This is a genomic window from Kineothrix sp. MSJ-39 (genome assembly GCF_018917935.1).
Taxonomy (GTDB): Bacteria; Bacillota; Clostridia; order Lachnospirales; family Lachnospiraceae; genus CAG-194.
In genome coordinates this window covers 39,579-57,464 of record NZ_JAHLPN010000013.1, presented here as the reverse complement: position 1 = coordinate 57,464, position 17,886 = coordinate 39,579, and the positions used below count along the sequence as shown (strand labels likewise).

The 17,886-nt window shown below is 43.7% G+C and carries 17 protein-coding genes; 16 read left to right on the top strand and 1 reads right to left on the bottom strand.

What is annotated here, in order from left to right:
• The first annotated feature begins 25 nt into the window (after positions 1-25).
• The 4 genes from KQI22_RS09445 to KQI22_RS09430 all read left to right on the top strand — a co-directional run bounded on the left by KQI22_RS09445 (position 26) and on the right by KQI22_RS09430 (position 4,349).
• On the top strand, positions 26-820 hold the full coding sequence (locus tag KQI22_RS09445) for a YveK family protein (protein ID WP_216551822.1): 795 nt from the start codon (positions 26-28) through the stop codon (positions 818-820).
• Positions 821-1,576: a CpsD/CapB family tyrosine-protein kinase gene (locus tag KQI22_RS09440; protein WP_253293589.1), complete on the top strand. Its 756-nt coding sequence runs from the start codon at positions 821-823 to the stop codon at positions 1,574-1,576.
• A gap of 82 nt (positions 1,577-1,658) precedes the next feature.
• Complete coding sequence (locus KQI22_RS09435) at positions 1,659-2,138, top strand: leucine-rich repeat protein (RefSeq protein ID WP_216551821.1); 480 nt, start codon at positions 1,659-1,661, stop codon at positions 2,136-2,138.
• Between the two features lie 129 nt (positions 2,139-2,267).
• On the top strand, positions 2,268-4,349 hold the full coding sequence (locus KQI22_RS09430) for a polysaccharide biosynthesis protein (protein ID WP_216551820.1): 2,082 nt from the start codon (positions 2,268-2,270) through the stop codon (positions 4,347-4,349).
• A 36-nt stretch (positions 4,350-4,385) separates the two neighbouring features.
• Here the strand turns inward: KQI22_RS09430 and KQI22_RS09425 are convergent, their stop codons facing one another.
• Positions 4,386-4,685 carry a hypothetical protein gene (locus KQI22_RS09425; RefSeq protein ID WP_216551819.1) on the bottom strand — a complete coding sequence of 100 codons (300 nt, stop codon included), beginning with the start codon at positions 4,683-4,685 and terminating at the stop codon, positions 4,386-4,388.
• Positions 4,686-4,887: 202 nt separating this feature from the next.
• Here KQI22_RS09425 and KQI22_RS09420 point away from each other — a divergent pair, with 202 nt between their 5' ends.
• The 12 genes from KQI22_RS09420 to KQI22_RS09365 all read left to right on the top strand — a co-directional run bounded on the left by KQI22_RS09420 (position 4,888) and on the right by KQI22_RS09365 (position 17,884).
• On the top strand, positions 4,888-5,565 hold the full coding sequence (locus KQI22_RS09420; RefSeq protein WP_216551818.1) for an HAD family hydrolase: 678 nt from the start codon (positions 4,888-4,890) through the stop codon (positions 5,563-5,565).
• Between the two features lie 40 nt (positions 5,566-5,605).
• Positions 5,606-6,205, top strand: a complete 600-nt coding sequence (locus KQI22_RS09415) for a VanZ family protein (protein ID WP_216551817.1) — start codon at positions 5,606-5,608, stop codon at positions 6,203-6,205.
• A gap of 64 nt (positions 6,206-6,269) precedes the next feature.
• A complete protein-coding gene (locus tag KQI22_RS09410; protein WP_253293588.1) occupies positions 6,270-7,616 on the top strand; it encodes an exopolysaccharide biosynthesis polyprenyl glycosylphosphotransferase in 1,347 nt (448 codons plus the stop codon).
• Positions 7,617-7,727: 111 nt separating this feature from the next.
• Complete coding sequence (locus tag KQI22_RS09405) at positions 7,728-8,549, top strand: hypothetical protein (RefSeq protein ID WP_216551816.1); 822 nt, start codon at positions 7,728-7,730, stop codon at positions 8,547-8,549.
• A 12-nt stretch (positions 8,550-8,561) separates the two neighbouring features.
• Entirely contained in the window at positions 8,562-9,536 is a 975-nt protein-coding gene (locus KQI22_RS09400) for a hypothetical protein (RefSeq protein WP_216551815.1), read from the top strand.
• Between the two features lie 127 nt (positions 9,537-9,663).
• Positions 9,664-9,921, top strand: coding sequence for a hypothetical protein (locus tag KQI22_RS09395; RefSeq protein WP_216551814.1), 258 nt, complete (start codon positions 9,664-9,666; stop codon positions 9,919-9,921).
• A gap of 102 nt (positions 9,922-10,023) precedes the next feature.
• Positions 10,024-11,604, top strand: coding sequence for a Na+/H+ antiporter NhaC family protein (locus tag KQI22_RS09390; RefSeq protein ID WP_216551865.1), 1,581 nt, complete (start codon positions 10,024-10,026; stop codon positions 11,602-11,604).
• Positions 11,605-11,634: 30 nt separating this feature from the next.
• Positions 11,635-13,041 carry an amidophosphoribosyltransferase gene (locus KQI22_RS09385; protein WP_216551813.1) on the top strand — a complete coding sequence of 469 codons (1,407 nt, stop codon included), beginning with the start codon at positions 11,635-11,637 and terminating at the stop codon, positions 13,039-13,041.
• A 17-nt stretch (positions 13,042-13,058) separates the two neighbouring features.
• Complete coding sequence (gene manA / locus KQI22_RS09380; RefSeq protein WP_216551812.1) at positions 13,059-14,036, top strand: mannose-6-phosphate isomerase, class I; 978 nt, start codon at positions 13,059-13,061, stop codon at positions 14,034-14,036.
• 7 nt (positions 14,037-14,043) lie between these two features.
• Entirely contained in the window at positions 14,044-15,027 is a 984-nt protein-coding gene (locus KQI22_RS09375) for a DHH family phosphoesterase (RefSeq protein WP_216551811.1), read from the top strand.
• Between the two features lie 16 nt (positions 15,028-15,043).
• Positions 15,044-16,912: a glutamine--fructose-6-phosphate transaminase (isomerizing) gene (gene glmS / locus KQI22_RS09370; protein ID WP_216551810.1), complete on the top strand. Its 1,869-nt coding sequence runs from the start codon at positions 15,044-15,046 to the stop codon at positions 16,910-16,912.
• A gap of 27 nt (positions 16,913-16,939) precedes the next feature.
• Entirely contained in the window at positions 16,940-17,884 is a 945-nt protein-coding gene (locus KQI22_RS09365) for a UDP-glucuronic acid decarboxylase family protein (RefSeq protein WP_022004808.1), read from the top strand.
• Positions 17,885-17,886: the final 2 nt, after the last annotated feature.

Genomic DNA, 17,886 nt, shown 5'->3' with positions numbered 1-17,886 from the left:
AAAACAGCCGGAAGGAACAACAAACATGAGTCAGCAAAATGAAAAGCTGCAGGTGCAGCAAAATCAGAATGAAGAGACAGAGATTGATCTCTTGGAATTATTTTACTACTTAAAGGCAAAGATCGTATGGCTGCTTGCAGCATTTGCTGTAGGTGCAGTGATAGCAGGACTGATCACATATTTTCTGATCACCCCCAAATATCAGGCGACTTCAAAGGTCTACATGGTATCGGCGTCAAGTGATTCCATTGTTAATCTGTCTGATTTAAATCTGGGTACTTCCTTGTCAGATGATTATGTAGAACTTTTAAAGGTCAGACCGATCTTCGAAGAGATCATTGAGGAACTGCATTTGGATTATACATATGATGAACTGCTTGCTATGACAACAATCGGTGCAATCAATAAAACAAGACTTTTGGCAATCACGATTGAATCGACCGATCCGGTGGAGGCAAGAGATATTGCCAATGCACTGGCCAATAAGGCGGTATCCTACGTGCCTGAGGTTATGGAGACCGCAACACCGAATATTGCAGAGCTTGCGATTACACCAAAGCATAAAAGCTCACCGAGTCTGCCGAAAAATACGATCATAGGAGCATTGCTTGCCCTGATCCTTGTCGGCGGTGTACTGGTAGTGAGATTTATTATGGATGATACCTTTAAATCTGCAGAGGATGTGGAGAAAGCATTTGGTGTTATGCCACTTACGGTTATTCCGGAAGGAAATCTGGAAGGTATTGATGATAAGGCAGAGGAAGAAATCCGTAAGCAAAAGAAAAAAGAGAGAAAACAAAAGCAGAAGGAGGGCAATTAAATGAACCGGAAAAATCAGATTACAATCGAAAATATGCCGACCCTTCCTTATGCGATAGAGGAAGCAGTCAACAGACTGCGTGTCAACATGAGCTTTTTGGGAGAAGATGTTAAGAAGATTATGGTAATCAGCACAATGCCTGATGAGGGAAAGAGCTTTGTGGCAATGCAGCTTTGGCGTCAGATGGCAGAGACCGGTGTTGACAGTATTCTGGTAGATGCGGATATGCGTAAGTCCGTTATGGTAGATAAGTATGGGCTGAAAAAAGAAGACGGCAGTAAGATCCTTGGAAGCTCTTATTATCTTGCCAATGACATAAAACTGGAGGAGGCAGTGCTTCATACACAGTATGAACACGGGGATATCCTGCCAAATAATGATAATGTTGTAAACCCAAGTATATTGCTTGAAAACCACAAGTTTGAGGAAATGCTGGATCAGCTGGCTGCAAACTATCGATATGTATTTGTAGATGCACCGCCGTTGAATCTCGTATCTGACGGAGAGAGGATCGGATCGCTCTGCGATGGTGCAGTGCTGGTAGTCAGAGGAAATGCAACACCAAAGAATATTGTAAAAAACTCAGCATTGCAGCTTGAACGGGCCGGCTGTCCGCTTTTGGGTGTAGTCCTGAATCGTGTCAAAGGTGCAGGCGGCGGCTATTATTACAAGCAGTATGGCGGCTATTACGGAAAGAGCTATGGCTATGGTAAAGGCTACGGCTATGGCTATGGCTACTATGGCGATAAGAAGTAATAGGATAGGATGACAGGTATAGTCGGTGAAATCCGCTTTGCGGTTTTCATAAATATTCTTTGAGGAAAGGAGGATAAATCCAATGTTCAAGTCACTGAAAAAGGTTTTAGTAGGTGTTTTAGCATCCAGCTTAATTCTTTCAAGTGTAGCATTTGCTGCTGATACAACAGCTGTAAAGAGCCCTACAACTCCAGTAAAAGTTACTGTAGTTACAAAGAAGACTGTTTCTAAAGCTCCGGCAAAGAAAGCTGTTAAGTTTTCTAAGTCTGTAAAGACAATTAAAGCAGGCGCTATTAACAAGAAGACAACAACAATTACTTTTGCTGCAAAGAGCAAAACAACTGTTAAAAAGGGTGCTTTTAAAAACGCTAAAAACCTTAAAACAATCACTGTTTCAGGAAACAAGGTTAAATTCGAGAAAAACGCATTTAAGGGTCTGACAAAGAAACAGCAGAAGAAGATTACAATCAATGTAAAGGGTCTGAGCAAGAGTGCTTTCAATAAATACAAGAAAGCTCTTCAGAAAGCAGGATTCAAGGGAACGATTAAACGTGTAAAATAATCTTACCGTACATTGAATGTATCTGAGGGTCCTGACAAGGCTTCGGCCTTGTCAGTTAAACCCTGTAAACCCAGTGAAAAGGCCGGGGGGACGCAATGGCGCGGCCTGAATATATGAGGAGAGATATCTATGCAGAAAGATGAGCAGAAGGAATTACATACAGAAATAACCGGACACGAAAAAAAACACTGGAATATGGTATCATTTTATTTGCTTATTTATGATATTGTTGCAGTGAATTTTTCGTATTTTTTTGGACTTTTATTACGGTTTGATTTTCAGTTTTCTCACATTCCGGGGGAATACCTGAATGCGTTTTTAAAATTCGCACCGTTTTATACGGCAGTCTGTATTGTTCTGTTTTATTGTTGCAGGCTGTATAACAGTTTATGGCGATATGCCAGTTTTAATGAATTGAATCGTATTATGTTAGCTTCTCTTTCCACAACGATTGTACAGATCGTATGCATCACGATATTTGTGAAGAGAATGCCTATTTCTTATTATATGGTTGGAGCGGTTGCGCAGTTTATACTGATTACCGCACTTCGTTTTTCTTATCGTTTCATCAGCCTGGAACGTAGCAGAAAAGAAAACAAAGGGAAAAAACGGCATAATGCCATGATCATTGGTGCAGGTGCTGCGGGGCATATGATAGCCCGCGAACTAAATAACTCAGAAGAATCAGATGGTTTTGCCTGTTGTTTTATTGATGATGATCCACACAAGATCGGAATGTACCTGGAAGGTATTCCGGTGGCAGGCAATCGAGATACCATCTTTCAGAATATAGAAAAATATAATATTGATCAGATCTTATTTGCGATTCCGACAGCAAGTGCGGAAACAGTAAGAGAATATATGACAATTTGTAAAGAAACAGGCTGTGAGATTAAGAGACTGCCGGGTGTTTATCAGTTGGCAAACGGAGAAGTGCTTCTGCGTAAAATGAAACCGGTTGCGGTAGAGGATCTTCTCGGGCGTGAACCGATCAAGGTGGATATGGATGCAATCTTTGCATATATTCAGGATAAAGTAATCCTGATCACAGGCGGTGGCGGCAGTATCGGAAGCGAGCTTGCCAGACAGATTGCGGGACATAAACCAAAGCAGCTTATTATTTTTGATATTTACGAGAATAATGCTTATGATATTGAGCAGGAACTGAAAAAGAAATTTCCGGAACTGAATCTGGTTGTGCTGATTGGTTCGGTCAGGGACAGCCGTCGTGTCAATTGGCTTTTTGAAACCTACAGACCGGAACTTGTCTTCCATGCAGCTGCGCATAAGCATGTACCGTTGATGGAAAACAGCCCGAATGAAGCAATCAAGAATAATGTAGTTGGTACTTATAAAACCGCGTATGCAGCATTGAAATACGGTGCAAAAAGATTTGTGCTCATCAGTACAGATAAGGCTGTCAATCCAACCAATATTATGGGTGCCAGCAAGAGACTTTGTGAGATGGTGATTCAGAGTATGGATATGGTCAGCAAGGAAAAACGTATGGATCTCCTGCCTTTTCTGCATGCACATGTAGATAAGGAAATTGGCGAACATATGCCTGACAGCATGGATCATCCGGAAGATGATGACAGAAGAGAAGCGCTTAGTCTGGATCATATGCGGAGTGAGCGTTCGGATGGAAACAGAACAGAATTTGTGGCTGTACGTTTTGGTAATGTATTAGGAAGCAATGGTTCTGTGATTCCGCTTTTTAAGAAACAGATTGAAGCAGGTGGCCCCGTAACCGTAACGCATCCGGATATTATTCGATACTTTATGACAATTCCGGAGGCAGTCAGTCTGGTTCTGCAGGCAGGTACGCTTGCCTGGGGCGGTGAAATTTTTGTGCTGGATATGGGAGAACCTGTCAAGATTGATACTCTGGCACGAAATCTCATTAAACTTTCCGGTCATACACCGGATGAAGATATTAAAATCGTTTATACAGGACTTCGTCCGGGTGAAAAGCTTTATGAAGAAAAACTGATGGCAGAAGAGGGACTGAAGAAAACCGATAATGAACTGATTCATATCGGGAAACCGATACCGTTTGATGTGCCACAGTTTTTACAGGATCTGGAGGAGCTTGCAAAAGCAAGTTATGAGAATGATCCGGGAATCGTTGAAATGGTAGAAAAAATTGTCACGACTTTCCATCCGGTCGGACAGCATCCAAGTGGGATAAAAGGGGAAGAGACAGCATAGTATAAAATCTTGTGGAAAGTAAAAATCCCATGCACCTTACGGTGTATGGGATTCTTTATTCGCTGATTCCAGGCTGAGCTCATAAAGATCAATCATCGTTGCTTCATCTTTTGTGGCAATCTCAGAAACCTTTACCCAGTTTTCTTCATCTGCCTGCGCCCAGATACAAGAGCATGGATGGTCGTTTTTGTCCATCATCTGAAAAACTTTTGCTCCGTTTTTTAATGTTTTTACTACACGGCAATTGTAATACCCTTTGTTTTTCATAAGATTGATAATACCGTATTCAATACGTGCATCGCCTTCCAATTTTGGCCTTCTAGGTAATTTGATCATGTTTTTTCACTCCAATGAAATATTATTATATTTGTATCGTTTATCAGTAGAAAACTACTATTATATATTATATCGGGAATTGGATGATTGTGCAAGCCTTCGGAAGACCGATCGTTATATCAATCGGTCAGGTTGTTACAAAAACGGATTTATGTTAGACTAATTGCGCATACTGAAAGTAAAAATACAGGGAGGATTCTGTATGCTTCAAAATTCTGTTCAAAAGATAAAGGCAGCGTTATTTGACATGGATGGTCTGTTGATCGATTCGGAAAGGGTATATCGTGATTGTTGGATACAGGCAGCGTGTGAGCTTGGTTATGCATTTGATGAGAAAATGGCTCTTATGCTGCGGAGTCTGGATAAAGAACTTGCCAATGCGTTATTCATCAAATGGTTTGACGATGCGACAGCTTATGAGCGCGTCAAAACGCGGCGTAAGGAGATTATGGAAGAAAAAGTCAGAAAAGAACCTCTACAGAGAAAACCGGGTGTGCACCGCCTGATAAGAGAACTGGGAAAAAGAGAGATAAAAGCTGCGGTTGTCACAGCTTCCCCGCAGAACCGTGCACAGATGCATCTCAGCAGTGTTGGTCTGGATGGGCTGTTTGAAACAATCGTTACGACGGAAGCGGTAAAGAGAGGAAAACCATTCCCGGATGTCTATCTTTATGCAGCAGAGAGGCTGGAAGTTATGCCGGAGGACTGTCTTGCGTTTGAGGATTCCCCCAATGGGGTAAAAAGTGCACATGCGGCTGGCTGTCATACTGTTATGATTCCTGACTTGACACCGGTTACAGAGGAACTGATGCCTTATGTAGAGTATACATATGGCAGTCTTGCGGATCTTGCTGGGGAAATGCGGAAGTCTATTATCTGAGTGGCGGATAGGAACTGACATACGGGGAAAAGGGGAAAAGATGGATTTGCATCAGATCATAATAACACATAACAGAATATGGACAAAAAGGGAACTACTCTTTTTTCTGGTTGTATTTGCAGCGGCTCTTGTGCTGGCTGTCAGGCTGGTGAAAGCCGGAAGAATCAGAAAGGAGCAGGCTTTCTGTAGCTTGTTGGCTCTTGCTTTTCTGGCAGTAGTCTATGCATCTACCGTATTTACCAGAACGCCGGGTACGAGGCAATATCAGCTGGAACTCTTTTGGTCCTGGAAAGAAATCTGGCATATTGGAAAGAACGGACGGCTGGGAAGCCTGCCGCATAACCTTCTATTGCAGGAAAATTTACTGAATATGGTACTGCTGTTTCCATTTGGTTTATTACTTCCCTTTATAAAAAACAGAAAGATAACATGGTGGGAAGGGTTTCTGGCAGGTGGATTTGTGTCTGCTTCAATAGAATGTCTGCAGCTTATCCTGTGCAGGGGTCTTTTTGAGTGGGATGATATGATCCACAATGGGATCGGTTGTATGATCGGCTGTATTTTGGCAGATGTGATACGGGAAATATGGAAGAGACATACGGAAACAAGAAATAGACGAGCTGATAGGAATGGTGTATAATAAATAAGCCTGGCAAATGGCTGATAAAACAGAATACATCCGTCAGGGCAGATTGAGGAGTACAATGAATACAAAGATAAATACCGAATCAAAAAAACATATATATCGCTTTTTCTGGCAGATACTGGTGTCAGTTGTTACACTGCTTCCTTTTGTTTATGCGTGGAATCATAGTCTGAATAAGCTGCTTAGGCAAAGCTTTTTACATAAGGGTAATATTTTGATGTGGATCATCTACCTGCTGCTTTTATGGATCTTTATGTATGTGTTTAATGGCTTTCAGGTCGGACTCGGCAGAAAATCTCATCTGCTGATCGGCCAGTGGATTGCTTATTTCGGGCTGAATGTTGTAGAGAGCATGATCACGATCTTAATGGTTGGCCGTGTAAAGCACATTGGTGTGATATTGTTGACGTATGTCAAACTGTATGCTGTGCAGCTTGTGCTGCTGTTGATTCTGACGAATTTTGGAACAGATCTTTACCGGAAGGTCATTCCGGCGTATCGGATGCTGAATATAGTCGGTTCCCATGAAAATAATCTGGATATCCGGCTTTCCGGCTATCGTGCTAAATATAAATTTGATAAAACGATCAGCTGTGATAATAATATGGATGAAATCAAAGAAAACATCTTACAATATGATGCGATCCTGTTAAATGATCTGCCGGATGAGGTCAGAAACCAGATCCTGAAGTTCTGCTTTGAAAAGGGAAAGAGAGTATATTTCCCACCGAAGATCTCGGATATCATTATCAAGTCTTCGGATGAGATGAATCTGGTGGATACACCGCTTTATATTTGTAAGAATACAGATATTTCGCTGGCACAGCGTTTTATGAAGCGCGCAATGGACATTGTGATTTCATTGACGGGTATTATCATTACGTCACCGATCATGCTGATCACGGCGATAGCAATCTATGCTTATGACAGAGGACCGGTTCTGTATAAACAGATCCGCTGTACAAAAGGAAATCGTGAATTCGCGATTTGCAAATTCAGAAGTATGGTTGTAAATGCCGAACAGGACGGGAAGGCACAGCTTGCCAAGGAAAATGACAGCCGTATCACACCGGTCGGGAAGATCATCCGTAGTATGCGTATTGATGAACTGCCGCAGTTCTTTAATATCTTAAAGGGGGATATGAGTGTGGTGGGACCACGTCCGGAAAGACCCGAACTGATTAAGAAGAATTGCAAAAAGGTACCGGAGTTTGCCTACCGTACACGTGTGAAGGCAGGGCTGACCGGTTATGCACAGATTTATGGAAAGTACAATACTTCGTTTATCGATAAACTGAAGCTGGATCTGATCTATGTCAGCAATTATTCATTTTTAATGGATATCCACCTGATCTTCCTGACTTTAAAGATCATATTCATCAAAGACAGTACAGAGGGCGTCTGAAAAAAGAATGTAATACATGTAAAAAAGAGGAAAACTCTGTTTACATGTGTGAGCAGAGAATGCTAAAATAAATGTAGTATCCGGCAGAAGCCGGAAGAGAGGGAGGATACCATGAAAAATTTCAAGAGACAACTTATCATGGTCTTTGCATTTGCATTGTTTGCCGGTATGCTGTTTGCGCCGGTCAACGCACAGGCAAAAACCAAAACAACCACTTATCAGTATGATAAGAAAAACAATGTGTGCAGCAGGACTGCAATGCGTGTAGCGCTCAACCAGCGTTATGAGAGTACAGATGTATACCTGGCAACCAGCGGTGATTATGTGGCAGGCGTTAAAACGAGCAGTCCGAATCTGATCGCAAAGGTCACGACAGTCAATACAACAAAGCAAACATACAGTGCACAACTGAATGATAATATTTCAGTGAATTATTACAACCGTTCCGAGATCACATTCCTTGCAAAAGCAAAGGGCACTTATACTGCTACCGTTACGATCAAGAACAAAAACGGCAAAAAGAAATGCACGAAAAAGATCAAGATCTATGCCACAAATGACAGTTATCCGTTTGCAAGCGTAACATACGGAAAACAGTATCTGGGTTACGGAATGAATAATACAACAAGCAAGAAAAGCGGAAAGTTATCTGTAAAGATGAATCCGACTTTCAAGCTGAAGAGTGTGGATGTATGTAAATTTGTAGACAATGAAACATTGAAGGTTGCCAGGAAAAAGGCAAACAACAAAACCTTAAAGCTGGATATGTCTACCAAGTATCAGTTCAGCTATAAGTGGTCGGAAAGCGATACTTCCGAGAATATCGTGGATGTGAATTACATGAATCCGGTAACACCTGTGCGTGTGGTGGTATATGATACCCTGTTAAAAACAACGGTAACTTATAATTTTTATCTTGTATATGTAAAGTAAAGGAGAGGCACTATGAATAAGAAAAAACTGATTTCTTTCGGAACAACACTTTTTCTGGCTGCTGCCCTTGTACTTGGTATGCAGATACAGACAGATGCAGAAGAAACACAGACGCATACTTATAAGCTGGAACAGTCAGAATGGTCTGACAGCAGAATGCGATTAATGGAGCACACAACCTATACAGAGACCTATTATGATGAACTGTATGATGCAGAAACAGATTCCTATGTAAAAACACCATATACATATGAGTATACAGAGGACAGTGTAGCACTCGAATATGAAAAGAAGCACGAGTTTACGGTTGGCATGGCAGATGTGAACTACAGCAACTACAGCTTCTACGGCGGTGGCGGCGGATATTCACAAATTGATATATACCGCGAAGGTTTTACGGTTCAGAATGTAAGATCCAGCAATAAAAATATAAAAGTAGCACTGACTGCAACAAGACGATACAAATCATCTTATGCGGATTATATTTCGGATTATTATATTTCTTATTTTGCTAAGAAAGCCGGAAAGGCAGCTGTATCCTTTGATGTGTACAAAGACGGAAAATTTGTCCAGACCTGTTCCATTTCGGTGATAGCAAAGGGCTATAAATTTTACAAACCTGTCATTAAGAATGTAAAATATGCAGGGAAAGAGTTATATTACTATGATCCGTTTACAAACAAAACAAGTGGTAAGCTAAAGGTAACTCCAGCAAAAGGATATAAGATCGTATCTATTGAGTATACAACCGGTATTGATGCCAAAACCGGTGACTATACTTACAAAAAAATTAAAAATAACGGAAAGATCAAACTGATCAAACAGCGCAAATATACAAGAAAGTATAGCGAGGGAACGGAGTATGAGAGCCAGTATGCATACAATTCTCTTTTCCCGGTAACACAGATCCGTATCACGCTGCAAAATAAAAAGACAAAAGAAACAGTAGAGGATTACGAATATCTGTATACTTTAAACAGAAAATAAGAAATACTGACAGGAGCTGTCGCAGAAGCGGCAGCTCTTTTTTGGTAAATGTGGTGATTGTAGAATACGGGAATCTGTGCTAAACTGTAAAGCGTCAGAGTGCGCTTGCAGGCAGGAGGAATCATTTATGAAATTGTTTCGGATACAGTCAAAAGAAGAAAAAAGGCTGGATGAGATCATCAATCGCCTGCAGATGAATCTGTCCAATAATTATAAGGATTCTGCGCAGGCAAATCTGGCAGAACTTCGGGAAGCATATGATGAAATGTGCAGTCAGGGGAAGCTGAAGGAAAAGCCAAAAGCGGAGTATGAACGGAAGCTTGCGGTGTATGCGGAAAAACTAAAGGGATATTCGCATAAGGATCAGAAGCCTTACTGGCATTAAAAAATAAACTAAGGGAGAAAAAAAGTGAGTAGGAACAAAAGAAGAGAGGCAGTGAAAAATGCTGTATGGAGGGTTTTATTACTGTCAGTCGTATTTGCAGCAATGTGGTGTCTGCCGGCATTTGCCGAGGAAGCGGAAGAGGCAGCGGAATATACGCCGGCGTTATTCGCAACGGCGTGGGCGCTTTTACCGCCTCTGGTAGCGATCAGTCTGGCACTGATCACCAAAGAGGTTTACAGCTCTTTGTTTATCGGAATCGTGGTAGGTGGTATCCTGTATTCCGGCGGCAAATTTGAAGGAACCGTCATTCATGTATTTTCCGGCGGTATCGTATCGGTATTATCCGATTCCTACAATGTAGGTATTTTGGTATTTTTAGTACTTCTCGGTGGCATGGTTGCACTTATGAATAAAGCTGGTGGAAGCAGCGCATTCGGAAAATGGGCAAGCAGTCATATCAAGACAAGAGTGGGTGCACAGCTTGTGACGATCCTGCTCGGTGTGCTGATCTTTATTGATGATTATTTTAACTGTCTGACGGTCGGCAGCGTTATGAGACCGGTAACGGATAAGCATAAGATCTCCAGAGCAAAGCTGGCATATCTGATCGATGCGACAGCAGCTCCGGTCTGTATCATTGCGCCGATATCCTCCTGGGCAGCGGCGGTCAGCGGCTTTGTAGAAGGAGAAGACGGTTTTGGGCTGTTCTTAAAGGCAATCCCGTATAACTATTATGCAATCCTGACAATTGTGATGATGGTGAGCATGGTGCTTTTCAAGGTAGAGTTTGGCTCTATGAAGACCAGTGAGGCAAATGCACTTGCGGGAGATCTGTTCTCTGACGGACAGGGCGATCATAAGCAGGAGCTGGAGGCAGAAGAAGGTATGAAAAAGGGAAGAGTGATTGATCTGATGATCCCTATTATCTGTCTGATCATTTGCTGTGTGATCGGTATGTTGTATACCGGTGGCTTTTTCAGCGGTACAGATCTGGTAACGGCATTTTCCAATTCGGATGCTTCTGTCGGACTGGCACTTGGCAGTATGTTTGGTATTATTTTTACAATCCTTTTATATGTGGTAAGAAAAGTGCTCAGCTTTTCTGATTGTATGGCATGTATTCCGGAAGGCTTCAAGGCGATGGTTCCGGCGATCATGATATTGACATTTGCATGGACATTAAAGGCAATGACAGACAGCCTTGGTGCAAAGGAGTTTGTTGCTGCTGCAATGAAGTCCGTAGCGGGCAGATTTGATATGTTCCTGCCGGTTATCATCTTCCTTGTTGCATGTTTCCTTGCCTTTGCAACAGGAACTTCCTGGGGAACGTTCGGTATTCTGATCCCGATCGTTGTAAATGTCCTGCAGACGAGAAATTATTCTCTGATGATCATTGCAATTTCAGCCTGCATGGCAGGTGCGGTATGCGGCGATCATTGTTCTCCAATCTCCGATACGACGATCATGGCGTCAGCGGGAGCGCAGTGTAATCATGTGAAGCATGTTTCCACACAGCTTCCGTATGTTGTGCTTTGTGCAGGTGTTTCCTGTCTGGCTTATCTGGCAGCACCGCTCATTGGTAATAAATGGCTCACACTGCTGATCGCGATTGTTGTGATGATCGGTATCGTGGCAGGTATTAAATTTACACAGACAAGAAATGCAGAAGCAGAAAACGTATAAGACAGAAGATAAAAGCATGGAGGAAAGAAAATGGGTGGCTTTTTTGGCGTAGCAGCAAAGGAAGATTGTGTATTTGATTTGTTTTTTGGCGTAGATTATCATTCTCATCTGGGCACAAGACGCGGTGGTATGGCAGTCTGGGGAGAAAAAGGTTTTGACCGTGCGATCCACAATATAGAAAACGCACCGTTCCGTACAAAGTTTGATAAAGATATGCAGAACATGAAGGGCTGGTATGGGATCGGCTGTATCTCGGATTATGAACCACAGCCGCTGATCGTGCGTTCCCATCACGGAACTTATGCGATCACAACCGTTAGCAAGATCAATAATACAGAAGAACTGGTAAAAAGTCTGTTCGGTGACGGCTGCTCCCATTTCCTGGAAATGAGCGGCGGAGATATCAATGCAACGGAGCTCGTGGCAGCACTGATCAATCAGAAGGACAACCTGATCGAAGGCATCCGGTATGCGCTGCAGACGATCGATGGATCGCTGTCTCTTATGCTGATGAATGAGAACGGTATTTACTGTGCAAGAGATGAGAAGGGCAGAACGCCGATCGTGATCGGCAAGAAAGAGGATGCATTCTGTGCTTCCTTTGAAAGCTTTGCTTATAAAAATCTTGGCTATCAGGATTATAAAGAACTCGGACCGGGAGAAATCGTAGTCCTGACGCATAAAAACTGCGTGACACTTGTGCAGCCGGGAAAAGATATGAAGATCTGTACGTTCCTCTGGGTATACTACGGATATCCGGCAAGTTCTTACGAGGGGATCAGCGTGGAACAGATGCGCTATAACTGCGGTGCTAAGATGGCAGAACGTGATAATGTAAAGCCGGATATCGTTGCAGGTGTTCCGGATTCCGGTATCGCCCATGCAGTCGGATATGCCAATCAGTCAGGCATTCCGTTCTCCAGACCGTTTATCAAATATACGCCGACGTGGCCGCGTTCCTTTATGCCGACGATCCAGAGCCAGCGTAATCTGATCGCAAAGATGAAGCTTCTGGCAGTAGAGGAGCTGATCCGTGATAAGAGCCTGCTTCTGATCGATGATTCCATTGTACGAGGCACGCAGCTGCGGGAAACAACAGAGTATTTATTCCAGAGCGGTGCAAAAGAAGTACACATCAGACCTGCATGTCCACCACTTTTATACGGCTGCAAGTATCTGAACTTCTCCCGTTCTTCTTCGGAAATGGATCTGATCACAAGAAGAGTGATCGAAAGACTGGAAAACGGAAATGTAACAGAGGAGGTTCTGCAGGAATATACGGATCCGGACTCTGAAAAATATGAAAAGATGGTAGATGAAATCTGCAAGGAACTGCATTTTACATCCCTGCGATTTAACAGACTTGATGATATGCTGGATGCAGTCGGCATTGATAAATGCAAGTTATGCACATACTGCTGGGATGGCAAAGAATAAGTAGAATTGGAGTATTGATGAATAAGCCATTATTGTTAAGACCTTCCGGCAAAGATTATTTGTGGGGCGGTCAGCGACTGAATACGGAATTTGAAAAAGGAATAGAAATGTCTCCGCTGGCAGAAACATGGGAGTGTTCCTCTCATCCGGATGGACCGTGCTTTGTGGCAGAGGGTGAATTTGCCGGGCAGACGCTTGGGCAGGTCCTTTCGGAAAATTCAACATATTTAGGATCGCGTCATATGGGACGTACGGATCTGCCGCTGCTGATCAAATTTATTGATGCCAGAGAAGATCTGTCCGTACAGGTACATCCGACCGATGCTTATGCAAAGGAACATGAGCACGGACAGCTCGGCAAGACGGAAATGTGGTATGTACTGGATGCTGCGAAAGATGCGCGGCTTGTGTATGGGCTCAGAAGGGACTGTACAAAGGAAGAGATCCGGGCAGCGATCGAAAAAGGAAAGCTGACCAGATATCTGCAATATGTTCCGATCAGAAAAGGGGATCTTTTCTTTATAGAAGCGGGAACGATCCATGCGATCGGTGCAGGCGCACTTGTGGCGGAGATCCAGGAGAATTCCAATCTGACATATCGCCTTTATGATTATGACAGAGAAGATAAAAACGGAAAGAAACGGGAACTGCACATTGAAAAGGCACTGGAGGTTGCCAATCTGAAAAGCAGCGCAAAGCCGCGGCAGCCGCTCCGTATTTTGAAATACCAGCAGGGAATGGCTTCCGAATGTCTGTGCAGATGCAAGTATTTTGAAGTATACAGAATGATCGTCAACACGGAAAGAAGACAGATCGTAACGTATCTGTCGGATCAGATGTCATTCCGCGTCCTGCTCTGTGTGAGCGGCTGCGGGAATATCAGTTATCCGGGCGGACAGATCACATTTTATAAAGGAGACTGTATTTTTGTACCGGCAGATTCCGTCACCATGCGGATTCACGGACAGGCACAGTTTCTGGATGTAAGAGGGTAACGGAAAAATGAAAGACGGGCAACAAAATCCACAGGATCTGATCGTATTATTAAAAGGACATAAGACTTATATCCAGACGCATAATTTCCCGGATCCGGATGCGATCGCGTCCGCTTACGGTCTGCAGTATTTTCTGCGGCAGTTCGGGATCGATGCGATCCTCTGTTATGACGGCAGTATCGATAAGCTGAGTACAAAGCGGATGCTGACAACTTTTTCCATGGAGATCCTGCATGCAGATCTGTTATCCGATATGCAGGAAACGGATTATATCGTGACGGTGGACGGACAGAAGTACAATACCAATTTTACGGATCTGCCCGGAGATGAGGTGGCATGCGTCGATCATCACCCACAGGTACGGGACTGCGGCTATCATTATCAGGATATCCGGATGGTAGGTGCCTGCAGCTCGATCGTTGTTTCCTATTATCGGGAAATGGGGATAGAGATCCCGCCGCTCGTAGCATCGGCACTTGCTTATGGGATCAAGATGGATACAGCGGATTTTACAAGAGGTGCAACAGCTTTTGATGCAGACATGTTTGCGTATGCCTTTGAGACGGCAGATGTGGAGAAACTGCAGGAAATGTATAAAAACGTCATGGAATTTAAGGATCTGAAGGCATATGCGGCAGCAATCGATAATATAAAGATATATGACAGGACCGGATTTGCTTCCATTCCGTTTGACTGTCCGGATGCACTCATTGCGATTATATCTGATTTTATCCTTGCACTTGACGTTGTGGATGTATCTATCGTATATTCTGTTAGAAAGGATGGATTGAAATTTTCCGTCCGCAGTGAGGTGGAGGAAGTAGATGCCGGCAAACTGGTAGCGGCGGCACTTTTTGGATATGGATCGGGCGGCGGCCATAAAACAATGGCAGGCGGCTTTGTCCCGAGTGAAAGCCTGGATCGGATCGGGCTGCAATATGATTTTTACTTTAAAGAAGCTTTTATGAAATACATAAAGGTAACAAGCTAGAAAAGGAGAACAGACTATGTGCGGAATAGTTGGATATGTAGGGGATAAGCAGGCAGCACCGATTCTGCTTGCAGGACTTTCTAAACTGGAATACAGAGGCTATGATTCAGCCGGACTTGCGGTGCGGGACGGTGAAGAACTTGCAGAGGTTGTAAAAGCAACCGGAAAGCTTGTGAACTTATCAGATAAAACGGACGGCGGCAAGGCACTTTCCGGCTGCTGCGGTATCGGACATACAAGATGGGCAACCCATGGAATCCCATCCAAAACAAATGCACATCCGCATGTATCCGGTAATTGTACCGGATCTGCATCCGGCCCTGTAGAATCAGAGGTCGTAGGTGTACACAACGGTATCATCGAGAATTATCAGGAGCTGAAGGAAAAACTTCTGCGCCACGGCTATGAATTTTACAGTGACACCGATACAGAGATCATGATCAAGCTGGTTGACTACTATTATAAAAAATACAAGGTCGGTCCGATTGATGCGCTGGCAAAGACGATCGTCCGCGTGCGTGGTTCTTACGCACTTGAGGTGATGTTCAAAGATTACCCGGATGAGATCTATGTGGCAAGAAAAGATAGTCCGATGGTTGTCGGTATCGGAGAAGGTGAGACTTTTGTTGCATCCGATGTTCCTGCGATCCTGAACCATACAAGAAAAGTCTGCTATATCGGAAACGATGAAATGGCAAGGATCACTGCGGAAGGTGCAACCTTCTATGATCTGAACGGCGATGTGATCGAAAAGGAAGTTGTAGAGATCACTTATGATGCACAGGCTGCGGAAAAGGGCGGTTATGAGCATTTTATGATGAAAGAGATCCATGAGCAGCCAAAGGTTGTCAAGGATACACTGCATTCTCTCAGAAAAGAGGATGAGATCGATCTTTCCACAGTCGGACTGACGGATGAAGAGATCCGCCAGTTTTCCCAGATTTATATTGTGGCATGCGGATCTGCATGGCATGTGGGAATGGCAGCACAATATGTCATAGAAGATCTGGCAAAACTGCCTGTCCGTGTAGAACTGGCATCCGAATTCCGTTACCGGAATATGATCTTGGATCCGAACGGACTTGTCATCCTGATCTCACAGTCCGGTGAAACGGCAGATACGCTGGCAGCACTCAGAGAGGCCAAGAAGAAAGGGCTGAAAACACTGGCGATTGTCAATGTGGTCGGTTCTTCCATCGCAAGAGAAGCGGATTATGTCTGCTATACAATGGCCGGTCCTGAGATTTCCGTTGCCACAACAAAGGCATATACAGCACAGCTTATTGTATCATACCTGCTTGCGATCAAGTTTGGTGTGGTAAGAGGAGAAGTGACGGATGCAGACTGCAAAGCATATCTGGATGAGCTTGAGACAATTCCGGATAAGATCGAGCAGATCATGGAAAATAAAGAACGTCTGCAGTGGTTTGCGGCAAAATTCGCCAATGCACATGATGTATTCTTTGTGGGACGTGGAATCGATTACGCAATCAGCTTAGAGGGCTCTTTGAAAATGAAAGAGATCTCTTATATCCATTCCGAAGCGTATGCTGCTGGGGAACTGAAGCATGGAACGATCAGTCTGATCGAAAACGGTACACTGGTGATCGGTATTCTGACACAGGATGAGCTTTATGAAAAAACACTTTCCAATATGGTAGAATGTAAGTCCAGAGGGGCATATCTGATGGGTATTACAACGTACGGACATTACGAAATGGAAGATACGGCGGATTTTGTCACTTATATTCCGAAGGTAGATCATCATTTTATCGGCAGTCTGGCGGTCATTCCGCTTCAGCTGATCGGATATTATATTTCAGCAGCAAAAGGACTTGATGTAGATAAACCGCGTAATCTTGCCAAGAGCGTAACGGTAGAATAGCAGGAGATGGGAAAGGATTTTAGGAACATGAAAAAACGTATTCTTGTAACAGGGGGAGCAGGTTTTTTAGGGTCGCATTTGTGTGACAGACTGATCGAACAGGGGAACGACGTTATCTGCATTGACAATTTATTTACAGGTTCAAAGGATAATATCAGACATCTGATGGGAAATCCGTATTTTGAATTTATCAGACATGATGTGACAGAGCCGATCTATGTAGAGGTAGACCAGATCTACAATCTGGCGTGCCCGGCAAGTCCGATCCATTACCAGTATGATCCGATCAAAACAGGCAAGACAAGTGTGCTTGGCGCACTGCATACACTGGGACTGGCAAAGCGTGTCCATGCAAGGATTCTGCAGGCAAGTACAAGTGAAGTGTACGGAGATCCGGAGATCCATCCACAGCCGGAAAGCTACAGAGGCTGTGTCAATCCGATCGGTATCCGGTCCTGTTATGATGAAGGAAAACGTATGGCGGAAACACTGTTCTTTGACTATCACCGCCAGCATCAGGTAGACATCAAGGTGATCCGTATCTTCAATACATACGGGCCGAGAATGAACACACATGACGGCAGAGTGGTATCCAACTTCATTGTGCAGGCACTGAAAAATGAAAACATTACGATTTACGGAAGCGGCGAGCAGACGAGAAGCTTCTGTTATGTCGATGACCTGATCGAAGGCATGATCCGTATGATGAACAGCAGGGACGGTTTTACAGGCCCTGTGAATATCGGTAATCCGGGCGAATTTACGATGCTGGAGCTGGCGCAGAAGATCATCGATCTGACGGGAAGCAGTTCCAAGATCGTCTTTGAACCGCTGCCACAGGATGATCCGATGCAGAGACGTCCTGTGATCGATCTGGCAAAGAAGGAGCTTTCCTGGGAGCCGACAGTGAATCTGGAGGAAGGTCTGAAAAAGACGATCGCCTACTTTGACGATCTTTTGATGAACAAATAAAA